The sequence below is a fragment of the Actinoplanes sp. URMC 104 genome, assembly GCF_051386375.1.
GTDB lineage: Bacteria > Actinomycetota > Actinomycetes > Mycobacteriales > Micromonosporaceae > Actinoplanes.
On record NZ_JBPQTO010000002.1, the window covers coordinates 799,157 to 818,961 of the forward strand.

Sequence of the window (19,805 nt, forward strand, 5' to 3'; positions counted from 1 at the left end):
GGATCTAGCGGCGCAGGAACACCCCGTCGAGGGTCGCACCGGACGCGGCGGTCAGCGTCAACGTGCCGGTGCGCTGCTTGCCGGCGGGCAGCCAGACCACCACGCGGGTGGCCGCCGGCGCCTTGAGCGAGACCGTCCCGAGGGTCACGCCGGCGTGGGTGACCGTCACGCTTCCGCAGCTCGGGCAGGCGCGGGCGACGACGCCGACCTGGGTGGCGGTCACGCCGGCGTGCGAGGCGCTGCCCTTGGCCGGCACGGTGGTGGCCGTGTTCGCGACGAAGCCGGACCAGGCCACCCGCTTGCCGCCCTTGGACACCGTCAGCCAGCGGTCGTCGAACGGGCTCAGCGTGCAGCGCTCGGCGGACCAGTCGCTGGTGGTGGCGGCCACGTCGCGGGCGCGGGCCGAGAAGCAGTACGCCTTGCCGGCTGCCAGGGTCACCGTCGCACGGGCCGCCGCGATGCCCTGCAGCGACGACGGATAGCCGTAGCCGCTGGTCGGCTGGACCGCGGAGGTCGTACGCCATCGAACGTCGTAGGTGACCGGGCCGGCCGCGTCCGTGGCCGCCCAGCCGACCGCCGCCGAGCTCGCCAGCACGGTGGCCGGGGCCGAGACGGCGGGCACGGTCGGCGGGCCGAAGTCGACGGCGAACGAGGCGTCGGCGACGGGCACGGTCACGCCGCGGATCTTCGCGCTCAGGTGCAGGGTGTGCCGGCCCTCGCCGAGGTCGGCGGGCACGGCGACGTTGGTCCAGTACAGGCTCTGGGTGGCGGTGCGCCGGATCGGCGTCTGCATGTTCACCGGCAGCTTGCCGTCGAGGGTGGCGCTCACCACGTCGCCGGGCCCCGGGTTGGTGACCTGCAGCCCCAGCGACACCAGCGTCGTGCCCGTCCCGAAGACCTGCCCGGCCTTCGGCGCGGTGATCACGGCGGACGGGGTGGCCCTGACGGTGACGGCGGACGTGCCGAGGGCGCCGCACGTGGCCCAGTCGAGGCAGTCCTCGGCCAGGACGGCGACGCGTACGGGACCCTGCGTCACGTCCTGCGCGGGCACCGTCATGCGGAACGTGCCGTCCTCGGCCACCGGCGCGCTGACCCCGCGCATGCCCTGCGCGCCGATCATCGGCGTGACCCGGTGCACGACGTCCGGATGCGCCACCCGGCCGGCGATGACCAGCCCGTCGTCGCCGAACGAGGTGACCGTGGAGCCGGGCGCGGGCGAGGTCACGACGATGTCGCCGGGGTCCTCGTCGACGTACACGATCGTGCCCGCGGTGAACCGGTAGCCGTTGCCGTCGGGGACGTCGGCGTAGATCGTGTACGGCCCGTCGGGCAGCGGCCCGGTGTCGAACGTGCCCGAGAACCGTCCGTCCACCACCGGCACGGTCAGCTTCACGTCGTTCTGCAGCGAGATCCGTACGGTCTCGTCCGCCGGGGAGCCCGTGGTGTGCCCGCTCACAGTGATCTTGCCCGGTTCGATCAGCTGGTACGGCGTGAGGCTGTCCACCCGGATCGTGGTCGCCGCCTGCGCCCACGGCTGCACCACGGCCACCGCGCCCGCCACCAGCACAGATGCGCCGCCCACGGCGGCCCACCGCCTCGCCCGAGTCCACCGCATGCTGATCGTTTCCCCGTTCCCCGGATTAGCCGACGGCGCATCCTGTCGTCCCGGCGCCCGACCCCGCATCCTCCGTTCGGTCCGCCGACCCCGCCATCATGATCAATATGACGATCGCACAGGTCGGATAGGGTGGGCGCCATGCCGACCAGACGCCTTCGCCGCCCGTCGGCAGTCGCCGTCGCGGCCGTTCCGCTGGCCGGCGCGCTGCTCGTCGCCGGCTGCGCCTCCGCGAAGCCCGCGCCCGTGAGCAACGCCGCCGCCACGACGCCCGTGAGCACGCCGACGACCGCGTCGCCCTCACCGTCCGCATCGGCCGCAGTGGCCCCCAAGCTCGGGTCCGCCGCCTACCTGACCTCACCCCCGCCGAAGCCGTCGGCCAGCGCCGCCCGCAACGACGTCGACGTCGACCTCCACGTCGACTGCGAGAAGGGCGACGACGGCAACAAAGGGACGCTCGCCAAGCCGCTGCGCAGCATCGGGGCCGCCACCTCGCGGGACCTCGCCCCCGGCACGGTGATCGGGCTGGCTCGCGGGTGCACCTGGCAGACGACCGTTCAGCTGCGCGGCGACGGCACCGTTCTCACCGCGTACGGGACGGGCGCGCTGCCGGTCATCGACGGCGGATCGGCGGGCTCCGAGAGCGTGGTGCTGCTCACGGGCGAACGCCAGACCGTCCAGAACGTCCGCATCACCGACGCCGAGACCAACGGCGTCGAGATCCAGGGCGCGAACAGCGGCGTACGGTCGAGCACCATCGACAACGTCGGCGTGGGCGTGCTGCTCAAGGCCCGCGGCGCCTGGGCCGACCGGGTGACCGCCCGCGACCTGCACATGGTCCGCGACACCCCCGGCGGCGACGACGACTACGGCGCGATCGGCTTCTCGGTGGAGGCCGACGGCGTCGACATCGGCCGCAGCAGCTGCACCAACTGCCGCGCCACCAGCCACGACTACGGCCACGACGGCGGCTTCGTCGAGGTGTGGAACTACGCCGACGACCTCGACGTGCACGACAACACCGGCACCAACACCCAGGGCATCCTCGAGATCGGCGCCGACAAGGCCGACTCGTCGGCCCGCGGCATCAAGCTGCGCAACAACACGTTCCGCAACTCCCACGGCGGTCTGGTCCTGCACACCGACGGCAACTTCGCCATCGCCGCCGCGCAGATCGCCGTCAGCGGCAACACCATCACCAGCACCGGCTCCGAGGACCCGCCGATCCTCGACGGCGACCTGAGCAACGTCACCTTCGACAGCAACCGGGTGACCACGGCCAGCTTCGTGAGCCATTCCGAGCCCGCCAGCCACCGCTGCAACAGCATCACCCTCCGCGCCGGCGCCGAACTCGGCTACCAGCGCCACAGTTCCGAAAAACTGGGCGGCAAGGCCACCTGCTCCTGAGCTCCCGGCGTGCGTCCGGCCGCGCGTCAGCATGATCGACCCGCGCACGATCGACCGACAGGGGCCAGGCATGACGTACGACGAGACGGCGGAGCCGGTCGGCGCCGGTCGCGCCGCCACATCAGCGTCGGACGAGGCCGCACGCCTGATCGGCTGGAAGGGCAACGAGGAGCTCTGGCGCCGGCAGAACCTGCTCGGTGAGCTGAACGACTTCATCGCCGGGCTGCCGGGCATCGACGGTAGTGGCTACATCCAGTCGGTGAACGACCCGGACCGCATGGCGACGACCCTCCAGTGGCACGGCGCAGCCGATCCGATCCAGCAGGCGATCAAGGACGAGGCCCGCCGGCTCGGGATCACCGTGGCTGTCGAGCAGCGGCGATATGGCAGGAGCGACCTCGAGCGCGCTGCCGATGCGCTGGTGGGGCTCTCCGGAAGCGGGCTGCTCACCAACTTCAGCATCAACTACATCGCGGTGCTGACCTCCGACTTCGACGGTGTCATCGTCGTTGGCGAACACATTCACCCCATCACCGGGAGCCGCGCCGCAGCGGATTCCGCCCTCGCGGAGGCGCTGACCTCGGAGCTCGGCATCCCCGTCGCCGTCGAGGCCGGCGCGAAGTTCGAAATGCTCTGAGGGCGGACAGGCGCCGCTGTCACCAAGTTGGTCACCCCGCCGTCAGAATTTTCGGCGGATCGCCGGCCACGGCGTACAAAGCGTTCTCGTACGCGCCCCCGAAGTCGACCCTAGTGATCTTCCGTAGTGACCACTTCGTGGGTTCACGATCCCAGGTGGCCTGCGGGCTCACCTCCCGGATTCCCACGGTGCGCTTGCGGAAGCCGACGAGACGGCCGATGAAACACGCATCCGGGATGGACTTCTCCAGGTGCAGGGTCACCAACGCAAAGTGCTCGGCTACCGACGCGATGAGCCTTCGAACATCAGTCAGGTCCACGTTTGGTGGCGCGGTGGGTGGCCAGGTGCCTTGCAGTGCGAGCGCTTTGCCGACGAAGTCGCCTCTCAGAAGCGGCTTGACGGCAACGACGTCGGAGGATCGCAGCGCCGCGAAGCCGTTGAGCCGGATCCCGTCATCCACGACGGCCATCAACAGCCACGAGTCAGCGTGCATCACGACATACCCCTCGAGCTTGTCCGCCCGATCGATCCCGCGACGCAGACGTACCAGCCGGCGTTCGCGCATCGCCCGATCGAGCCGGAAAGCCACCAAGGCTCTTGCCCGTACCTTCGATCTGCCCATCGTTCGATCATCATCGAACGTAATATCGCGACGCGGGCATTTCCAGGCGAAAGACGAGCCTGGACCACAGACATGCGCACCCGCTGTCGATCCAGCCTTGACGCGGGGTTGGATGGCACCACCGAGTCGGTGACGGGTGCGGCGGCGCGCGAATGCAGTCACCTCGGCACGTCCCGGGGTGATCGGGCTGGCAAGCTGAGCGTCGTGAAGGTGAAGAACTATCCAGTCGTCCTGGGTCCCGAAGGAGGGCCGTTTGCGTGCCCCTGCTGCCGATACTTGACCTTGGGCGAGCGTGGCGGATTCGAAATCTGCGACGTGTGCTTCTGGGAAGATGACGGCCAGGACGATCCGGACGCCGACGCGGTACTCGGCGGCCCGAACGGTCCTCTGAGCTTGACGCAGGCGCGGGACAACTTCGCCGCCTACGGCGCTTGCGATCGCCGGATGGTGAAGCACGTGCGTGCACCCCGTCCCGAAGAGATCCCGAGCGGTGGTCAGGACCCCACCTCCTGAGTCACCGGCATGCCGTCGAGCGGGTGAACGCATCGGCCGACTCGGATCGACCGCCGCAGGTTGCGGCGCAGCCGTCGGCATCCGATACCGTCAGGGCGAGACGACGGAATTCAGGCGGACGTGCCACCCATGTCCCGAGACAGATCTGTCACGCACGTCATGAGACTCGGCATCCAGGCAGCCGCGGTGGACGCCCCGGGAGCAACGGAAAAAGACCACATCCATCAATGGGATGTGGTCTCTGACCTGCGTGGGCGATACTGGGATCGAACCAGTGACCTCTTCCGTGTCAAGGAAGCGCGCTCCCGCTGCGCCAATCGCCCTCTGGCAACTTCGCCGAGGTGGAGACGGGATTTGAACCCGTGTAGACGGCTTTGCAGGCCGTTGCCTCGCCTCTCGGCCACTCCACCGAGCCGGCCCAGCACGTCTGTGAAGGCCTCTCCGAGCGGACGACGGGATTCGAACCCGCGACCCTCACCTTGGCAAGGTGATGCGCTACCAGCTGCGCTACGTCCGCATGTCGCTTCGCTCACCCCGTGTTCGGGCTTGCCCGGCGACGGATGAAACATTAGCGGGTCACCCGGGGCCTTGCCAAACCGGGGTCCCCCGGCGCGTCGCGGGGCGGGGTTCACCAGGGCGCCGGGAGTTATCCACAGCTTGGAAATCCGGGCGGCGGCCGAGGGGCGCTCCAGTGTTGGATGAGCCCATGGAATTCCGACAGATCAGCGCGGCGGAGCGCACGGCGGCCATGTTCCCCCTGCAGTCGTACGCGTTCCTGCCGTCGCCGTGGCCCGAGGAGGACGAGGCTGCGTACCGGCGGCGCATGGTGTTCTTCCGGACGGCGATCAACTTTGTTGCCGAGGAGGGTGGGACGGCGCTGGCGGGCGCGGCGGCGCTGCGCATGCGGCAGAACGTACGCGGCAAGGTCCACGACATGGCCGGCGTGGCGTCCGTGGCGTCGCATCCGTCGGCCCGGCGACGAGGGCTGGTCCGTGGGGTGCTCGAGCGGCTGCTGCGCCAGGCGCGCGACGAGGGGCACACCGTAAGCGCGCTGTATCCGTTCCGCCCCAGCTTCTACGCACGGTTCGGCTATGTCGGGATCCCGCGCCACCGCACGGCGACGTTCGCACCGGAGGGGCTCGATCACCTGGTGCGGGCGGAGCTCGCGGGCGAGGTCGAGCGGCTGCCGATGACGGACGGCTTCGACGAATGGCAGCAGCTGCAGCAGCGCCTGCTGGGCGAAAGGCACGGTTTCGCGGTGTACGACGAGACGCGCGCGGCCGAGTTCCGTGGTGACAAGTGGTGGATGGCTGTCGCGCGCGCCGGCGGCGAAGTGGTCGGCGCGGTGCCGTACCGGGTGGGCTCGTACGGCGGGGAACTCGAGGCGGAAAATCTGCTGTCCACCGGCCCGCTGGGGCGTGCGCTGCTGTTGCAGTTCTTCGCCCGGCACGTCGACCAGGTGGCGCGCGTGCGCGTGAAGCTCGACGCCGACGACGTGCCGGAGCTGTGGGGCACCGATTTCGCCGTGACCACCGAGGCCAAGGTCGACCATCCGCGGCGCGGCGGCCCGATGGTGCGGGTGCTGGACATGCCCGCGCTGACCGGCAGCGAGGCCGGCGACGGGGACGTCACGATCGAGATCCCGGACGACACGCTGACCGGCGGCCTGTGGCGTCTGGTCGGCGAGGGCGGCCGCCTCACCGTGACCAAGGGCACGGCCACGCCCGAGGCGACGCTCACGATCGGCGGTCTCAGTGCGCTGCTGTACGGCGTGCTCGACCCCACGGAGGTCGTCCTCCGCGGGCTCGGCACGGTCGACGGCGCCGCCGAGGGGCCGTTGAGCAGTCTGTTCCCGCGGCACATGCCGTACCTCTGCGCGGACTTCTGAGGGCCGCGCGCCAACGGGAAGGGGGCCATAATCGCGGGATGAGAGACAGATCGATCCTGTCGTACCGGTCCGAGGGTTCCGTGCTCAGCGTCTACTCGAAGGGGTCGGTGCTGTCGATCGGGTCGGTCGGGTCGTCGCTCTCGATCGGGTCCATCGGCTCGAACCTGTCGATCCTCTCGATCGGGTCGTGGCTCTCGATCGGCTCGATCATGTCGGCCGTCTCGATCGGCTCGGTCATGGCCTGGCGGTCGCGCGGCAAGATCATGGCCGCCCCGCCGAAGGACGTGGAACGCGCGCAGGCCCTCCTTCGCCGGCACGGGAAGTGACGGGTCGACGGAGGGACCGGGCGGCCTGAAGCCCACGCCGGCTGCCGGGTGAGTGGCTTGCGGCTGCCGGGGCGATCTCGTCGATCCTGAGCAGGGCTCCGGGCTCCAACCGGTCCTGAGGGTGAGTCCGGGCTCCGATCGGTCCTAAGGGCGAGTCCGGGCTCCGATCGGTCCTAAGGGCGAGTCCGGGCTCCAATGCTGAGGGTGACTCCAAGCTCCGATATCGAAGAATGTGAACGCGGTCGCGATGCAAGCGACCGCGACAGTCGCGGGGCGCCGATCGCGCCGGCGCCGGTGCAACGGCGCGATCACGCCGCGGGTCTCCATGCGCGCTTTCTGGACTGAACAGGGGCGACCAGCCATCCCAGTGCTGGGTGGGTCGAGGGCGCGCACCGGGAGGAGCTCAAGCCTCCCCTGCCGTGAGGCGGACGTGGGTTCCGAGAAATTGAACTCCATGACATTATCGTTACCAGCCAGTAACGTCGATCTTCGAGGGCCGCCAACGCACAAGCTCCGGTTAGCCGGGCGAAGGCGCGGGCCGGTCGGATCCGCCGGTGGGGAGCGGGGCCGGTCGAAAGGCGCGGGCCGAGCGGCTTGGCCGGCGCGGAGTACGGCGGGTCGAAGGCGCGGGCCAGATGACTCGGCTGGTGCGGAGTACGGCGGGCTGAGAAGGAGGCCGGACGGCTCGGCTGGTGCGGAGTAAGGCGGGCTGAAAGGCAGGCCGGATGGCTCGGCCGGTGCGGAGTACGGCGGGTCGAACGGCGCGGGCCGGACGACTTGGCCGGTGGGGAGCAGGGCCGGGCGGAAGGCGCGGGCCGGGCGGCTCGGTCGGCGCGGAGCAGGGCGAGGTATGCGGACGCGGAGGGGCGGCCGATGTTGTACGGAGTGCAGGCGCCGCGCCGGCGGGATGCGCAGCGTAACCGGATGGCGATCGTGCGGGCGGCCAGCGATCTGATGACCAGTGAGCGCGCGGCGGTGGGCATGCCGGAGATCGCGCGGCGTGCGGGGGTCGGGCTGGCGACGCTCTACCGGCACTTCCCCGACCGGTGCGCCCTCACGGCGGCGGTCATCGGCTACCAGGTGGAGCGGCTCGAAGCGTGCATCGCGGCCACCCGGCAGCAGCCGGCCGCGTTCCGGGCGACGCTCGACGCGGTGCTGCGCGCGCAGATCGCGATGCGGCCACTGGTGGGTCTGGCCCGGCGGCTCGAACCGGCCGTGCAGAACCGCTACCTGCGCCGCATCGTTGCCCTGCTCGCCGAGCCGCTGAGCCGCGCGCAGGAGCAGGGCTACGTCCGCCGGGACCTGGAGCCCGGCGACCTCTTGCTGATCTTCAGCATGGTCGAGGGCGTCCTGGCCACCCGGGAGGACGCCGATGCCGCCGCGGACCGGACGATCGCGCTGGCGCTCGACGGCGTCTTCCGCACGGCGTGACCGCCGCCGGAGCGCGACCACCGTGTGACCCAACGCCGGACAACCCCGTGTGACCGGCGCCCGAGTTCATCCGCCCACAGCCAGAGGGCAACACCCGCGGGAGCCCCGCCGGAAGACAAGCAACTGCGGGAGCGCCGCCTGGAAACAAGCAACTGCGGAAGCGCCGACGGAGGACAAACGCTCGTCGAACTCGGCCGCGCACGAGCCCGCGTGACCGCCGTCGGAGGACGAGCCCGCGTGAGCGCCGCCGGAGGACGATCACTGGCCGAAATCAGCCACGCATGGCCGGAGGACAAGCCCACGGGAGCGGCGGCTGGGATCAGTCGCTGCTGTGCCAGGAACGCCAGAGGGCGGCGTAAGGGCCGTTCGCGGCGACCAGGGCGTCGTGGGTGCCTACCTCGATGATGCGGCCGTCCTCCATGACGACCACGCGGTCGGCGTCGTGGGCGGTCTGCAGGCGGTGGGCGATGGCGATCACCGTACGTTCGTGCAGGACGGCGGCCAGGGCGCGCTCGGCGGTGCGGGCGGCGGTGGGGTCGAGCAGGGCGGTGGCCTCGTCGAGGATGACCGTGTGCGGGTCGGCGAGCACGACCCGCGCCAGGGCGAGCTGCTGGGCCTGGGCGCCATCGGGCGGAGACTCGCCCAGGTCGCGGTCGAGGTCGTCGGCCCAGTCGGCGCCCACGGTCTTGAGGGCGCGGCGCAGCTCGTCGTCGGGGGCGGGAATCATGAGGTTGTCGCGCAGCGACTCGCGGAAGACGTGGTGCTCCTGGGTGACCAGGACGACCTGGCGGCGCAGCACGTCGGCCGGCAGGTCGGCCACGGGGACGCCGCCGACGGTCAGCGAGCCGGACCGGGGACGGTCGACGCCGGCCATGAGCCTGCCCAGGGTGGACTTGCCGGCGCCGGAGAGGCCGACGACGGCGAGCCGCTCGCCGGGGCGCACGGTGAGGTCGACGTCGTGCAGCACGTCGCGGCCCTCGTCGTACGCGTACCGGACCTTGCGGATCTCGATGCGGTCGTCGGCGGGCAGCGTGGTCGCGACCGGCGGCGCGGCGGGGACGGCGGCGAGGCCCTCGACGCGGGCGAACGACGCGAGGCTGCTCTGCAGCGACTCGATCCAGATCAGGATCATGTCGAGCGGGCCGACGAGCTGGCGCAGATAGAGCACGGCCGCGCTGACCGTGCCGAGCGTGACGCGGCCGTCGAAGTAGAGCAGGCCGCCGAGCAGCAGCACCAGCACGCTCGGGACGGCGTACGAGATCTCGACCGACGGGAAGAAGACGCTGCGCAGCCGCAGCGTCGCCAGCCGGGTGCGGCGGGTCTCGGCAATCGCGCGCCGGCCCACGTCGAGGCGCCGTCCGGCCAGGTCGAAGGCCTCGATCGTACGGGCGCCGGCGGTCGTCGCGGCCAGCTCGTCGGCGAGCCGGGAGTTGGCCGCGCCCTCCTTGAGGTAGGCGGCGCGGGCGCGGCGCAGGTACCACCGCGTGGAGAACCAGATGCTGGACAGACCCAGGACGCCGACGACGCCGAGCAGCGGGTCGAGCACCAGCACGGCGACGACGATGAAGATGATCTGGACCACGCCGATGAGCACGTTCGGCAGGATGTCGCGCAGCGTGGTGGCGACCGCGTCGACGTCGGTGGTGCCGCGCGCCGCGAGGTCGCCGGCGGGCACGCGTTCGATCACGGCGGCGGGCAGGCCCAGCGAGCGGCGCAGGAAGCCCTCGCGGATGCGGGCGGCGGTGCGTTCCCCGAAGCGGTACGCGATGGCGAGCGACTGCCGGGCCAGCAGCGTCTGCGCGAGCGCGCAGGCCAGCACGCCCGCGGCCAGCCGGTCGACCGCGCCCACGCCGCCTCCCCCGGCGACCGTGTCGATGATGCGGCCCAGCAGCCAGGGGCCGCCCAGCCCGGCGAGCGCGGCCAGCACGTTGACCGCGGTCATGACGGCGATCGCCCGCCGGTCGGCCACGATCAGGCGCCAGCCGGCCCTGGCGACCAGGCGCTGCCCGGCGATCGGCAGCGTGGCGCTCATCGGTCCTCCTCGCCGAAGACGCGGGCGACTGCGCGCCGGCCGACGATCGGCAGCGTGGCGCTCATCGGTCCTCCTTGTCGAAGAAGCGGAAGACCGCGCGCCGGCCGGCGATCGGCAGGGTGGTGTTCATCGGTCCTCCTCGCCGAAGACGCGGGTTACCAGGGCGCGGTAGCCCGGATGCGAGGCGAGCAGCTCGCGGTGGGTGCCGGAGGCGGCGACCCGGCCGTCGACCAGGTGGTGCACGACGTCGGCCCGGTCGAGCAGCACCGGCGACGTAGAGGCCACGACCGTGCCGCGGCCGCGCCGGGCCTCGGTGAGGCGTTCGGCGATGGCGGCCTCGGTGTGCGCGTCGACCGCGGAGGTGGGCTCGGCGGCGAGCAGCATCTCGGGGTCGGCGTGCACGGCGCGGGCCAGCCGCACGCGCTGCCGCTGCCCGCCGGAGACGTTGCGGCCCGCCCACTCGATCGGGCGGTCGAGCGAGGTGGCGACGTCGTGGGCCACGGCCGTGACGATCGCGGAGCGCACGCGCTCGTCGTCGGGCTCGTCGCGGCCGGCCACCACCTCGCGCAGCTCACCGGCGAACAGGGCGGCGTCGGGCTCGGCGACCAGGATGCGGGCGCGGACCTCGGACTGGGCGACCGCGGCCAGCGGCAGCCCGCCCCAGGTCGCGCCGGTCTCGCCGTAGCGGCCCAGCCGGTCGATGATCTCGGCGGCGTCGGCGGGGCGGGCGCCGGCCAGCGCGGTCAGCCGGCCGGGCTCGGCGACCACACCGGACACGGGGTCGTGCAGCGGCGCCGGCCCGCTCGGCCCCGGCCCGCCGCTCGGGTCGTCGGCGGGCAGCCGCAGGAAGTCGACCACGCGGCGGGCGGCGACCAGGCCGCGGACGACGTCGAACGAGCAGAAGATCATCACGTTGACGGGGATGACCAGCATGGCGGTGTAGCCGTACACGCCGACCAGTTCGCCCACGGTCAGCTCGCCGGACGCGGCCAGCCGGGCCGCCAGCCAGACGACCACTGCCAGGAACACCACCGGCAGCCCGTCGCCGAGCGCACCGATCCAGCTGAGCGGCCCGCCGACGCGGTAGCCCTGGTCGCGCAGCCGGGCGGACTGATCGTCGTACCGCCGCAGGTGGGTTTCCTTGCCGCCGAGCCCGTTGAGGATGCGCAGGCCGCCCAGCACGTCGACCAGCCGGGTGTTGAGCTCGCCCTGCTGCTCGCGGTAGGCCAGCCCGGCCCGCTGGCCGCGCTGCAGCAGCGGGCCGACCACCAGCGCGAGCGCCGGGACGCCGATCAGCACCACGGCGGCGAGCATGGGCGAGGTCCGGAAGAGGATCGTCGCGACCACGCTGATGACCACCGTCGACGCGACGCCGACGCCGCCCACGTTCATCGAGCGGCCGATCGTCCACACGTCGGAGATGCCGATCGTGACGACCTCGCCCGCAGTGATGCGCCGGGGCAGCGCCGAGCCCAGCCTGGTCGCGTGGGCCATCACCAGCTCGGCCGTCTGCAGGGCGGCCGCCATGCGCAGCTTGGTCATGCTGCGGTGGCGCATGATGCCGAGCCCCGCGCTGGCCGCGCCGACGACCAGCACCGTCGCGGCCCAGCCGAGCAGCGCGCCGGTCCGCTGCGGGGCGAGACCACGGTCGATGGCCTGCGAGAGCAGCCACGGCGTGGTCGCCAGGCTGAGGAACCACAGCGATCCGAACAGGGCCCCCAGCCCCACGCGTCCCTTGTTCGTCCGCCCCAACCACCAGAGAAAGCGCGCCGGTCCCCGTAAGTCCACGCCGTCATGCTGCCTCATGCGGGTCGATGACCGCTGCCCAGTTTCGCCCGGTTGTGGACAACCGCAAGGCGGACGTAGCGACTGTCCACAAGCGCGGACGGCTGCGGGGAACGGCTGGGTCAGACGGCGGCGGGCAGGTTCGCTGAGCTGAACGCCCGGCCGTCGTCGGTCACGACCGCCGAGTCGTAGCCGTCGGCCGCGCGCTTGGCCAGCCAGGCGATGCCGGCCTCCCCCATCGCGAGCGCCGCCGTGGCGTACGCGTCGGCGATGGACAGGTCGGGCCCGACGACGGTGACCGAGCGCAGCCCCCGGGCCGGCCTGCCCGTCCGCGGGTCGACGATGTGGTCGCCGCGCTCGTACGTGCCCGAGGTCGCCACCGCGCCGTCGGTCAGCGCCAGCACCCAGCTGACCTTGTCGGCCTCCCACGGGTGCCGGATGCCGACCCGCCACGGCCCGCCCTCGGGGTGGTGGCCGCGCATGCGGATGTCGCCGCCCGCGTTGATGTAGTGGTTCTGCGAGCCCGCCGCGAGCAGCCGGGCCGAGGCCACCTCGACCGACCAGCCCTTGACGTAGCCGGACGGGTCGAGCGACCCCGAGGCGTACGCGTCGAAGTAACCGTCCGTGTCGCGCCAGAGATCCGCACACGCTTCCAGAACGTGCCGCAGGTCGGCCGAGCAGTCGTCGATGCGCAGCTCGCCGCGCGCGAGCCGGGACACCTCGCTGTCGGCCTTGTACGTGCTGAACCGGGCGTCCACCTCGTGCAGCCAGTCGCAGACCTCGGCGACGAGCCGGCGGAGGTCGCCGTCGGGCCGGTCCTCGCCCAGCTCGATGCTGACGGTGGTCCCCATCACCTGCTCGACATGGCGCACGGAGCGGGACCTTACGCCTTTGCCGCGTCCAGTGCCGCCTGAAGCGACTTGACGTACGACTCGCTGGTGTAGGTGGCCCCGGAGACGGCCGCGACGTCGGCGTTCTGCGCGTCGAGCGTCGACTGCTTGAGCGCGGCGATCGCGGGCGGGTTGATCGTGGCGCTGTCGTTCGCGGTCGGATACGTGGCGTCGGCGCCGGTGATCTCGCCGCCCTCCACCTTGATGGTGACCTGGATCTTGCCGTACGGGTTGGCCGCCGCGGCGCCCTTGAAGACGCCGTCCTTGAGGCCGCTCTTCGGCTTCTCCGCGGCCCCCTTCGTGGGCTTCGCCGCCGCCTTGCGCGACGGGGCCGGGGTGCCGGTGCCCAGGTTGGCGACCGGCGCGGCCACGGCGGGCGCCTCGGGCGGCGTCACGCTCAGCCGCACCCCGACGATCAGGGCGGCTCCGGTCAGGGTGCCGACGGCGGCTGCGGTGCTACGTCGCATCGGGGGGAACCTCTCAGAATTCGAACGGGTCGAGGTGCAGCTGGCTGTCGGGGACGTCGAGCTCGCGCAGCGTCGTCACGGCGGCCTCGACCAGCCCGGGCGGGCCGCACAGGTAGACGTCGCGGCGGCTCACATCCGGCACCAGGCCGAGCAGGCCCTCCGGGGTGAACAGCCGCTGCGGGCCGGGGTCGGTGCGTGAGCCCACGATGTAGCGCACCCAGGCGTCGCGCTGCTCGGCCAGCTCCTCGAGCTCGCCGCGGAACACCAGCTCGTCGGGGCGCCCGGCGCGGTAGATCACGATCGTGTCCGGCGGCATGTCCTCGAGCAGGGCGCGGATCGGCGCGATGCCGCTGCCGCCGGCGATCAGCAGGGCCCGGCGGCGGGTGCGGCGCTGGGCGGTGAAGACGCCGAACGGCCCCTCGGCCCAGATCGGCGTGCCGGGCTTCATCTGGGCCAGCCGCTGGGTGTGCCCGCCGACCGCGGTCACGGTCAGCCGCAGCCACTGGGCGTTGGGCGCGGCCGACAGCGAGAACGGGTGCGACTGCCACCAGCCGTTGCGGGTCAGGAACCGCCACCGCATGAACTGGCCTGCTTGGGCGGGCAGCTTCTCGAGGTGCTTGCCGTCGATGTAGATCGAGAACGTGTTGCCGCCCTCGGAGACGACCTCGGCGACCTCGAACTTGTGGCGCAGGTTGAGCCAGACGGGCTCGACCAGGCGGCCCCAGACCAGCGCGGAGATCACCAGCGCGGTGAGGGCGGGCCAGAAGACGGACGCGAACGGGCCGCTCAGGTTGGCGCCGGTCGCGACCTGGTGGCCGTAGCCGAGCAGCAGGACCAGATAGCCGGTGAGGTGGATGAGGTGCCACAACTCGTACGGGAGCTTGGCCTTGGCGGCCCTGATCGAGAGCAGGCTGATGACCACCAGGATGATCGTCGCGGCCGAGGCGCTGAGCATCTCGGGCAGCGTCGTGATGATCGTCCAGCCCTGCTCGACGACGCCGGTCTCGGCGGTGAGCGCGTAGCCGTAGACGATGAACACGATGTGCGCGAGCACGAAGACGCACAGCGAGGTGCCCAGCCAGCGGTGCCAGCGCAGCAGGTCGCGGGCGCCCACCCACTCCTCGAGCCAGCTCACCCGGCTCATCATCAGCAGCTGGATGAACAGGACGTAGCCGCCGATCAGCCCGGTGATGCGGCCTGCCGCGAGCATCAGCGAGGCGGTGTCGCCCACCTCGCCGGCCTGGGTCTCGAACAGCCAGAGCGAGACGCTGGTGGCCAGCCCCGCGAAGAACAACAGGACCGTGAGCAGGCGGTTGCCCGAGACGGCCTCGGCGGGCGGGCGGTCGTCGGGGATCGGGGGCTGCGCCGGGCCGGACGCCTTCCAACCGGTCGGGTCCGTGTGCGACTCGACGAGGATGTCGCTGCGCCGGTACGGGTCGTCGCGGTGCGGGTCGTCGGGCCACGGCTCGGGATCCGCCAGGTCCTCGTAGCGATCGTCCTCGTAACGCTGCTGCGCGGGCCACAGATCGTCGTCCCCGGGCGCGCCCCGCAGCCCTGCGAAGTACTGCTCGTCCTCGTCGGGCACGTAGCGCTGATCTTGAGAGGTCTGGAACGTCGGCGGTCCCTGCGCCATGATCCCTCACCCGTCCAGCGGTCGACTGCGGCGTCTGCCACCCCCTGCGGCCGACGTGACGGCCCGGTCTCGGGGAGCCGTCGGGCTGTTGTACGCACCCGGCTCCGCCTTCGCTCAACCGGACGCGGAAAATCTCGCGGACACCCGCCGCGATAGGTTCGGTGCATGAGCGCCGACACCCCTGCCCTGGTCACGGTGGTCGGCATCGGCGCCGGCGGGTGGCCCGACCTCGGCCGGACGGCGCAGGACGCGCTCGCGCGCGCCGGGGTGGTGCTGGGCAGCCCGCGGCAGCTCGACCTGCTGCCCGCGCCGGACGTGCCGGGCCGCCGGGTGCCGCTGCCGTCACCGCTGCTGCCCGCGTTGCAACGGCTGATCGACGAGCACGCGCCGGCCGGGCTGGCGGTGCTGGCCAGCGGCGATCCGATGTTCCACGGCATCGGGGCGACACTCGTGCGGCTCGTGGGGGCTTCCCGCGTACGGGTCCTGCCGCACCCGTCCTCGGCCGCGCTCGCCGCCGCCCGGCTGGGCTGGCCGCTCGCGACCACGGAGGTGCTCAGCCTGGTCACCGCCGACCCCGCGACCGTGCGGCGCGCCCTCAACCCCGGGCGGCGGCTGCTCGTCCTGGCCCGGGACGCCTCGACGCCCGCGCTGGTGGCCTCGCTGGTGGCGGCCGCGGGTTTCGAGGCCGCCGGGATCACGGTGCTGTCGCAGCTGGGCGGGCCCGGCGAGCGGATCGTCAGCGGCCGGGCCGGTTCGTGGGACGAGCCGCCCGGCGACCCGCTCAACGTGATCGCCGTCGACTGCGGGCCGGACGGGCCGCGCACGTCCGTCGTTCCCGGGCTGCCCGACGCGGCGTACGAGACCGACGGGCAGCTCACCAAGCGGGAGGTGCGCGCCGTGACGCTTGCCGTGCTCGCGCCCGTGCCCGGCGAGCTGCTCTGGGACGTCGGGGCGGGGTCGGGCAGCGTCGGCATCGAGTGGATGCGCAGCCACCCGGCGTGCCGGGCCGTCGCTGTGGAGTCCTCCCCCGACCGGCTCGCGACCATCCGCGCGAACGCCTCGGCGCTCGGGGTGCCCGGCCTGCAAGTGATCGAGGGGCGCGCGCCCGCGGCGCTGGAGGGCCTGCCCACGCCGGACGCCGTGTTCATCGGCGGCGGCCTGACCGGCGACGGGGTGCTCGAGGCGTGCCTGACAGCGCTGCGTCCCGGCGGCCGGCTGGTCGCCAACGCCGTGACGGTGGAGTCGGAAGCCGTGCTGGCCGCCGCCCACGCCAAGCTGGGCGGCGAGCTGACGCGCCTGTCGGTGAGCCGCGGCTCCCCGGTCGGCGGCTTCACCGGCTGGCGCCCGATGATGCCCGTGACGATCTGGTCGGTGACGCGGTGACGGTCCGGCACACCCCCGCGGCCCGCCGCACGACCGGGACGGTGACGCGATGACAGCCCGGCCCACCCCGGCGGCCCGCCCCACGACGACCGGGACGGTGACGCGATGACGGTCCACTTCATCGGCGCCGGGCCCGGCGCCGCCGACCTCATCACCGTGCGCGGGCAGCGCCTGATCGCCTCGTCGCCGGTCTGCCTGTACGCGGGCAGCCTCGTGCCGCCCGAGCTGCTCCAGGAGTGCCCGCCCGGCTGCCGCCTGGTCGACACGGCGGGGTTGACCCTCGACGAGATCGTCGCCGAGCTGAGCGCCGCCCACGCTGCCGGCCACGACGTGGCCCGCCTGCACTCCGGCGACCCCGCCGTGTTCAGCGCCGTGGCCGAGCAGATGCGCCGCCTCGACGCCGCGGGCATCCCCTACGACGTGACCCCCGGCGTGCCCGCCTTCGCCGCCGCCGCGGCCTCGTTGTCGCGCGAGCTCACCGTGCCCGGCGTGGCCCAGACCGTGATCCTCACCCGGACCGCGGAGCGCGCCACCGCCATGCCGCCGGGCGAGGACCTGGCCACCCTGTCCGCGAGCCGCGCCACGATGGTGCTGCACCTGGCCGTCCAGCGCATCGACGCCGTGGTCGCCGACCTGCTGCCCGCCTACGGCCCCGGCTGCCCGGTGGCCGTCGTGGCGCGGGCCAGCCGCCCCGACGAGCTGATCGTCCGCGGCACCCTCGCCGACATCGCCGCCCGCGTCGAAGAGGCCGGCATCCGCCGCACGGCCGTCATCGTCGTCGGCGCCGCCCTGACCGCCGCCCAGTTCCCCGACAGCCACCTCTACTCGGCCGACCGCTGCCGCACCCCCTCCTCCCCGCCCGATGCCTGAAGACCCCACCTCCCACCGATCAAGCCGCACGCCCGCCGCCCGAACGGACAGCCCCGCACCCGGCAAGGCCGCCACCCCGACGGACGGCCCGCCGTCACCCGCGATCGGGGCGACGCGCGTGCTCATCCTGGGCGGCACCAGCGAGGCCCGGGCCCTGGCCGGCTCGCTGCCCGGCACCACGGTGATCACGTCGCTGGCGGGACGGACCTCCTCTCCCCTGCTGCCTCCCGGCGAAGTGCGGATCGGCGGCTTCGGCGGAGCCGACGGACTGGCCGACTATCTGCGGGCGCGGCGGATCGACGTGCTGGTCGACGCCACGCATCCGTTCGCGGCGCGGATCAGCAGCAACGCTGCAGCCGCCGCCGACTCCGCCGGGGTGCCGCTGGTGGTGCTGCGACGGCCGGGATGGGCCGAGCAGCCCGGCGACACGTGGCACCGCGTCCGCGATCTGGCGGAAGCCGCAGACCTGCTGCCGCGGCTGGGCCGCCGGGTCTTCCTGACGACCGGCAGGCAGGGCATCGCCGCGTTCGCCGACGTGGACGCCTGGTTTCTGGCGCGCTCGGTCGAGCCGCCGGAGCCGCCCCTGCCGCACCGGCTCGAGGTGCTGCTCGACCGGGGCCCGTTCACGCTCGACGGCGAGCGCGAACTGCTGGCCGCGCATCGCATCGACGTGCTCGTCAGCAAGGACAGCGGCGGCCCCGACGCCAAGCTGGTCGCGGCCCGGGAACGCGGCATCCCGGTCGTCATGGTGGATCGCCCCCCGGCCCCGGCGACCGCGCACGTGGCTGCCACCGTCGCCGAGGCCGCCGAGCGGGTGCTGAGCCTCTGAGCTCTTTCATGGCCCCGATCCTGCTCCGGGGGTACGACACTTTCCCGGGCCCGGCGGGAGTCCCCGCGGGGGCTACTGACCCAGGAGCCAGCGGTGCGGGGCGGCCAGCTTGCGCGCCGCGGTGGGGCCCCACGACTCCTGGGCGTACGGCACGGGCTTGGGACGGTTCTCGAGCAGTGGCCCGACCGCCTTCCACGTCGCGGCCAGGCCGTCCGGGCGGGTGAACAGCGAGCGGTCGCCCAGCAGCACGTCGTTGATGAGGCGCGCGTACGGCGGCAGCGGCTCGCCGTTCTCCAGCGAGGCCAGCGGCAGCCGCACCGAGCCCGGCTCCACCTCGAGCGCGACCCCGGGCCGCTTCACCAGCAGCGACAGGTCGATCTTCCCGTCGCCGGCCAGGTCGAAGGTCAGCACGTTCGCCTGGGGCGGCAGGTCGGCGATCGGGTGCGACGGCGTCCGCAGCACCAGGCTGACCACCTGGCGGCTCTCGGCCATCCGCTTGCCGGTGCGCAGCAGGAACGGCACTCCACGCCAGCGCGGGTTGTCGACGTAGAGCTTGGCGGCCACGTACGTGTCGGTGGCCGACGTCCGCTTGATGCCCTCGATCTGCTTGTAGCCCTTGTACTGCCCCAGCACCACGTCGGCGGGGTCGATCGGCCGGAACGAGCGGATCACCCTCTCCCGGGCCGTCTGCAGGTCGGCGGCGCCCAGGCTGGCCGGCGGCTCCATGGCGACCTCGGCGGCCACCTGGAACAGGTGGGTGACCAGCATGTCCAGCACCGCGCCGGTCGCGTCGTAGAAGGCGGCGCGCTGCTCCACGCCGAGCGTCTCGGGCACGTCGATCTGCACGCTCTCGATGTGCTCGCGGCTCCACAGGGCCGCGAACGCCTGGTTGGCGAACCGGGCCACGTGCAGGTTCTGGGTGGCCTCCTTGCCGAGGAAGTGGTCGATCCGATACACCTGCTCCTCGTCGAGCACCCGGTGCACGAGCCGGTTCAGCTCGCGGAACGACGAGGGCGAGGTCCCGTACGGCTTCTCGAAGACCACCCGCGCCCCGGCGGCGAGGTCGTGCTCGCCCAGCGCCTTGGTGGTCTCCTCGAAGGCGACCGGCGGGATCGCGAGGTAGTGGACCAGCTGCGGCGACCCGCCCAGCTCCTCGCGGGCGGAGGCGATGACGTCGAGCAGGCTGCCCGGGTCGTCGGTGTTGAACCCGCCGCCGGCGAACCGCAGCCGCGACGCGAAGCTGTCCCACGGCCCGTCCGAGGGCGCGGGGCCGAACTCCTCCAGCGCCTTGCGCACGTGGGTCCGGAAGTCCTCGTGCGAGACGTCCCCGCGGCCGTTGCCGACCAGGAGCCAGTCGGAAGGGAGCAGCCCTTCGATCGCGAGCGTGTAGAAGGCCGGCAGCACCATCCGCCGGGCCAGGTCTCCGGTCGCGCCGAACAGCACGAACACGGTGGGGCCAGGAGTCTTCGCCATGACT

At 72.6% G+C, this 19,805-nt stretch carries 16 protein-coding genes, 3 tRNA genes and 1 pseudogene; 9 read left to right on the forward strand and 11 right to left on the reverse strand.

What is annotated here, in order from left to right; translation table 11 throughout:
• Positions 1-4: 4 nt before the first annotated feature.
• Positions 5-1,582: a hypothetical protein gene (locus tag ACSNN8_RS04600; RefSeq protein ID WP_436647137.1), complete on the reverse strand. Its 1,578-nt coding sequence runs from the start codon at positions 1,580-1,582 to the stop codon at positions 5-7.
• A gap of 174 nt (positions 1,583-1,756) precedes the next feature.
• On the opposite strand from ACSNN8_RS04600, the gene ACSNN8_RS04605 reads away from it, so the two are divergent.
• Together ACSNN8_RS04605 and ACSNN8_RS04610 are read left to right on the forward strand one after the other, a co-directional pair.
• Positions 1,757-3,022, forward strand: coding sequence for a hypothetical protein (locus ACSNN8_RS04605; RefSeq protein ID WP_436647138.1), 1,266 nt, complete (start codon positions 1,757-1,759; stop codon positions 3,020-3,022).
• A 70-nt stretch (positions 3,023-3,092) separates the two neighbouring features.
• Positions 3,093-3,659 (forward strand): hypothetical protein, encoded by a 567-nt coding sequence (locus ACSNN8_RS04610; protein WP_436647139.1) that lies wholly within the window; start codon positions 3,093-3,095, stop codon positions 3,657-3,659.
• A 31-nt stretch (positions 3,660-3,690) separates the two neighbouring features.
• Here the strand turns inward: ACSNN8_RS04610 and ACSNN8_RS04615 are convergent, their stop codons facing one another.
• Positions 3,691-4,248, reverse strand: coding sequence for a hypothetical protein (locus ACSNN8_RS04615; RefSeq protein ID WP_436647140.1), 558 nt, complete (start codon positions 4,246-4,248; stop codon positions 3,691-3,693).
• A 141-nt stretch (positions 4,249-4,389) separates the two neighbouring features.
• Between ACSNN8_RS04615 and ACSNN8_RS04620 the strand changes: the two genes are divergently transcribed.
• Entirely contained in the window at positions 4,390-4,794 is a 405-nt protein-coding gene (locus tag ACSNN8_RS04620; protein WP_436647141.1) for a CPCC family cysteine-rich protein, read from the forward strand.
• A 251-nt stretch (positions 4,795-5,045) separates the two neighbouring features.
• Here ACSNN8_RS04620 and ACSNN8_RS04625 read toward each other — a convergent pair.
• From ACSNN8_RS04625 to ACSNN8_RS04635, 3 genes are all read right to left on the reverse strand, one after another.
• Positions 5,046-5,117: transfer RNA gene (locus ACSNN8_RS04625), tRNA-Val, on the reverse strand.
• A 16-nt stretch (positions 5,118-5,133) separates the two neighbouring features.
• Positions 5,134-5,204, reverse strand: a tRNA-Cys gene (locus tag ACSNN8_RS04630).
• 34 nt (positions 5,205-5,238) lie between these two features.
• Positions 5,239-5,311 (reverse strand) — tRNA-Gly (locus ACSNN8_RS04635).
• Positions 5,312-5,500: 189 nt separating this feature from the next.
• Between ACSNN8_RS04635 and ACSNN8_RS04640 the strand changes: the two genes are divergently transcribed.
• From ACSNN8_RS04640 to ACSNN8_RS04650, 3 genes and pseudogenes are all read left to right on the forward strand, one after another.
• Positions 5,501-6,682, forward strand: coding sequence for a GNAT family N-acetyltransferase (locus tag ACSNN8_RS04640; protein ID WP_436647142.1), 1,182 nt, complete (start codon positions 5,501-5,503; stop codon positions 6,680-6,682).
• A 38-nt stretch (positions 6,683-6,720) separates the two neighbouring features.
• Positions 6,721-6,951 (forward strand): annotated as a pseudogene (locus tag ACSNN8_RS04645) (hypothetical protein); the annotation flags it as partial.
• Between the two features lie 981 nt (positions 6,952-7,932).
• Positions 7,933-8,439: a TetR/AcrR family transcriptional regulator gene (locus tag ACSNN8_RS04650; protein ID WP_436647143.1), complete on the forward strand. Its 507-nt coding sequence runs from the start codon at positions 7,933-7,935 to the stop codon at positions 8,437-8,439.
• 319 nt (positions 8,440-8,758) lie between these two features.
• Here ACSNN8_RS04650 and ACSNN8_RS04655 read toward each other — a convergent pair whose 3' ends face one another.
• From ACSNN8_RS04655 to ACSNN8_RS04675, 5 genes are all read right to left on the reverse strand, one after another.
• Positions 8,759-10,471 carry an ABC transporter ATP-binding protein gene (locus ACSNN8_RS04655; RefSeq protein WP_436647144.1) on the reverse strand — a complete coding sequence of 571 codons (1,713 nt, stop codon included), beginning with the start codon at positions 10,469-10,471 and terminating at the stop codon, positions 8,759-8,761.
• A gap of 126 nt (positions 10,472-10,597) precedes the next feature.
• Entirely contained in the window at positions 10,598-12,199 is a 1,602-nt protein-coding gene (locus tag ACSNN8_RS04660) for an ABC transporter transmembrane domain-containing protein (protein WP_436647145.1), read from the reverse strand.
• Between the two features lie 179 nt (positions 12,200-12,378).
• Positions 12,379-13,107 carry an FAD:protein FMN transferase gene (locus ACSNN8_RS04665; RefSeq protein WP_436649408.1) on the reverse strand — a complete coding sequence of 243 codons (729 nt, stop codon included), beginning with the start codon at positions 13,105-13,107 and terminating at the stop codon, positions 12,379-12,381.
• A gap of 32 nt (positions 13,108-13,139) precedes the next feature.
• A complete protein-coding gene (locus ACSNN8_RS04670) occupies positions 13,140-13,613 on the reverse strand; it encodes an FMN-binding protein (protein ID WP_436647146.1) in 474 nt (157 codons plus the stop codon).
• A 13-nt stretch (positions 13,614-13,626) separates the two neighbouring features.
• Entirely contained in the window at positions 13,627-15,246 is a 1,620-nt protein-coding gene (locus tag ACSNN8_RS04675) for a ferredoxin reductase family protein (protein ID WP_436647147.1), read from the reverse strand.
• 165 nt (positions 15,247-15,411) lie between these two features.
• Here ACSNN8_RS04675 and cbiE point away from each other — a divergent pair, with 165 nt between their 5' ends.
• The 3 genes from cbiE to ACSNN8_RS04690 all read left to right on the forward strand — a co-directional run bounded on the left by cbiE (position 15,412) and on the right by ACSNN8_RS04690 (position 18,328).
• Positions 15,412-16,629: a precorrin-6y C5,15-methyltransferase (decarboxylating) subunit CbiE gene (gene cbiE, locus ACSNN8_RS04680; RefSeq protein ID WP_436647148.1), complete on the forward strand. Its 1,218-nt coding sequence runs from the start codon at positions 15,412-15,414 to the stop codon at positions 16,627-16,629.
• A 105-nt stretch (positions 16,630-16,734) separates the two neighbouring features.
• Positions 16,735-17,499 (forward strand): precorrin-4 C(11)-methyltransferase, encoded by a 765-nt coding sequence (cobM, locus tag ACSNN8_RS04685; protein WP_436647149.1) that lies wholly within the window; start codon positions 16,735-16,737, stop codon positions 17,497-17,499.
• A 118-nt stretch (positions 17,500-17,617) separates the two neighbouring features.
• A complete protein-coding gene (locus ACSNN8_RS04690) occupies positions 17,618-18,328 on the forward strand; it encodes a cobalt-precorrin-6A reductase (RefSeq protein ID WP_436647150.1) in 711 nt (236 codons plus the stop codon).
• A gap of 72 nt (positions 18,329-18,400) precedes the next feature.
• Here ACSNN8_RS04690 and ACSNN8_RS04695 read toward each other — a convergent pair whose 3' ends face one another.
• Positions 18,401-19,801 (reverse strand): glucose-6-phosphate dehydrogenase, encoded by a 1,401-nt coding sequence (locus ACSNN8_RS04695; RefSeq protein ID WP_436647151.1) that lies wholly within the window; start codon positions 19,799-19,801, stop codon positions 18,401-18,403.
• Positions 19,802-19,805: the final 4 nt, after the last annotated feature.

Coding starts and splice junctions, on each gene's coding strand:
- ACSNN8_RS04670 (WP_436647146.1), bottom strand. CDS start 13,613: ATGCGACGTAGCACCGCAGCCGCCGTCGGCACCCTGACCGGAGCCGCC.
- cobM (WP_436647149.1), top strand. CDS start 16,735: ATGACGGTCCACTTCATCGGCGCCGGGCCCGGCGCCGCCGACCTCATC.
- ACSNN8_RS04605 (WP_436647138.1), top strand. CDS start 1,757: ATGCCGACCAGACGCCTTCGCCGCCCGTCGGCAGTCGCCGTCGCGGCC.
- cbiE (WP_436647148.1), top strand. CDS start 15,412: ATGAGCGCCGACACCCCTGCCCTGGTCACGGTGGTCGGCATCGGCGCC.
- ACSNN8_RS04655 (WP_436647144.1), bottom strand. CDS start 10,471: ATGAGCGCCACGCTGCCGATCGCCGGGCAGCGCCTGGTCGCCAGGGCC.
- ACSNN8_RS04610 (WP_436647139.1), top strand. CDS start 3,093: ATGACGTACGACGAGACGGCGGAGCCGGTCGGCGCCGGTCGCGCCGCC.
- ACSNN8_RS04695 (WP_436647151.1), bottom strand. CDS start 19,801: ATGGCGAAGACTCCTGGCCCCACCGTGTTCGTGCTGTTCGGCGCGACC.
- ACSNN8_RS04650 (WP_436647143.1), top strand. CDS start 7,933: ATGGCGATCGTGCGGGCGGCCAGCGATCTGATGACCAGTGAGCGCGCG.
- ACSNN8_RS04640 (WP_436647142.1), top strand. CDS start 5,501: ATGGAATTCCGACAGATCAGCGCGGCGGAGCGCACGGCGGCCATGTTC.
- ACSNN8_RS04665 (WP_436649408.1), bottom strand. CDS start 13,107: ATGGGGACCACCGTCAGCATCGAGCTGGGCGAGGACCGGCCCGACGGC.
- ACSNN8_RS04675 (WP_436647147.1), bottom strand. CDS start 15,246: ATGGCGCAGGGACCGCCGACGTTCCAGACCTCTCAAGATCAGCGCTAC.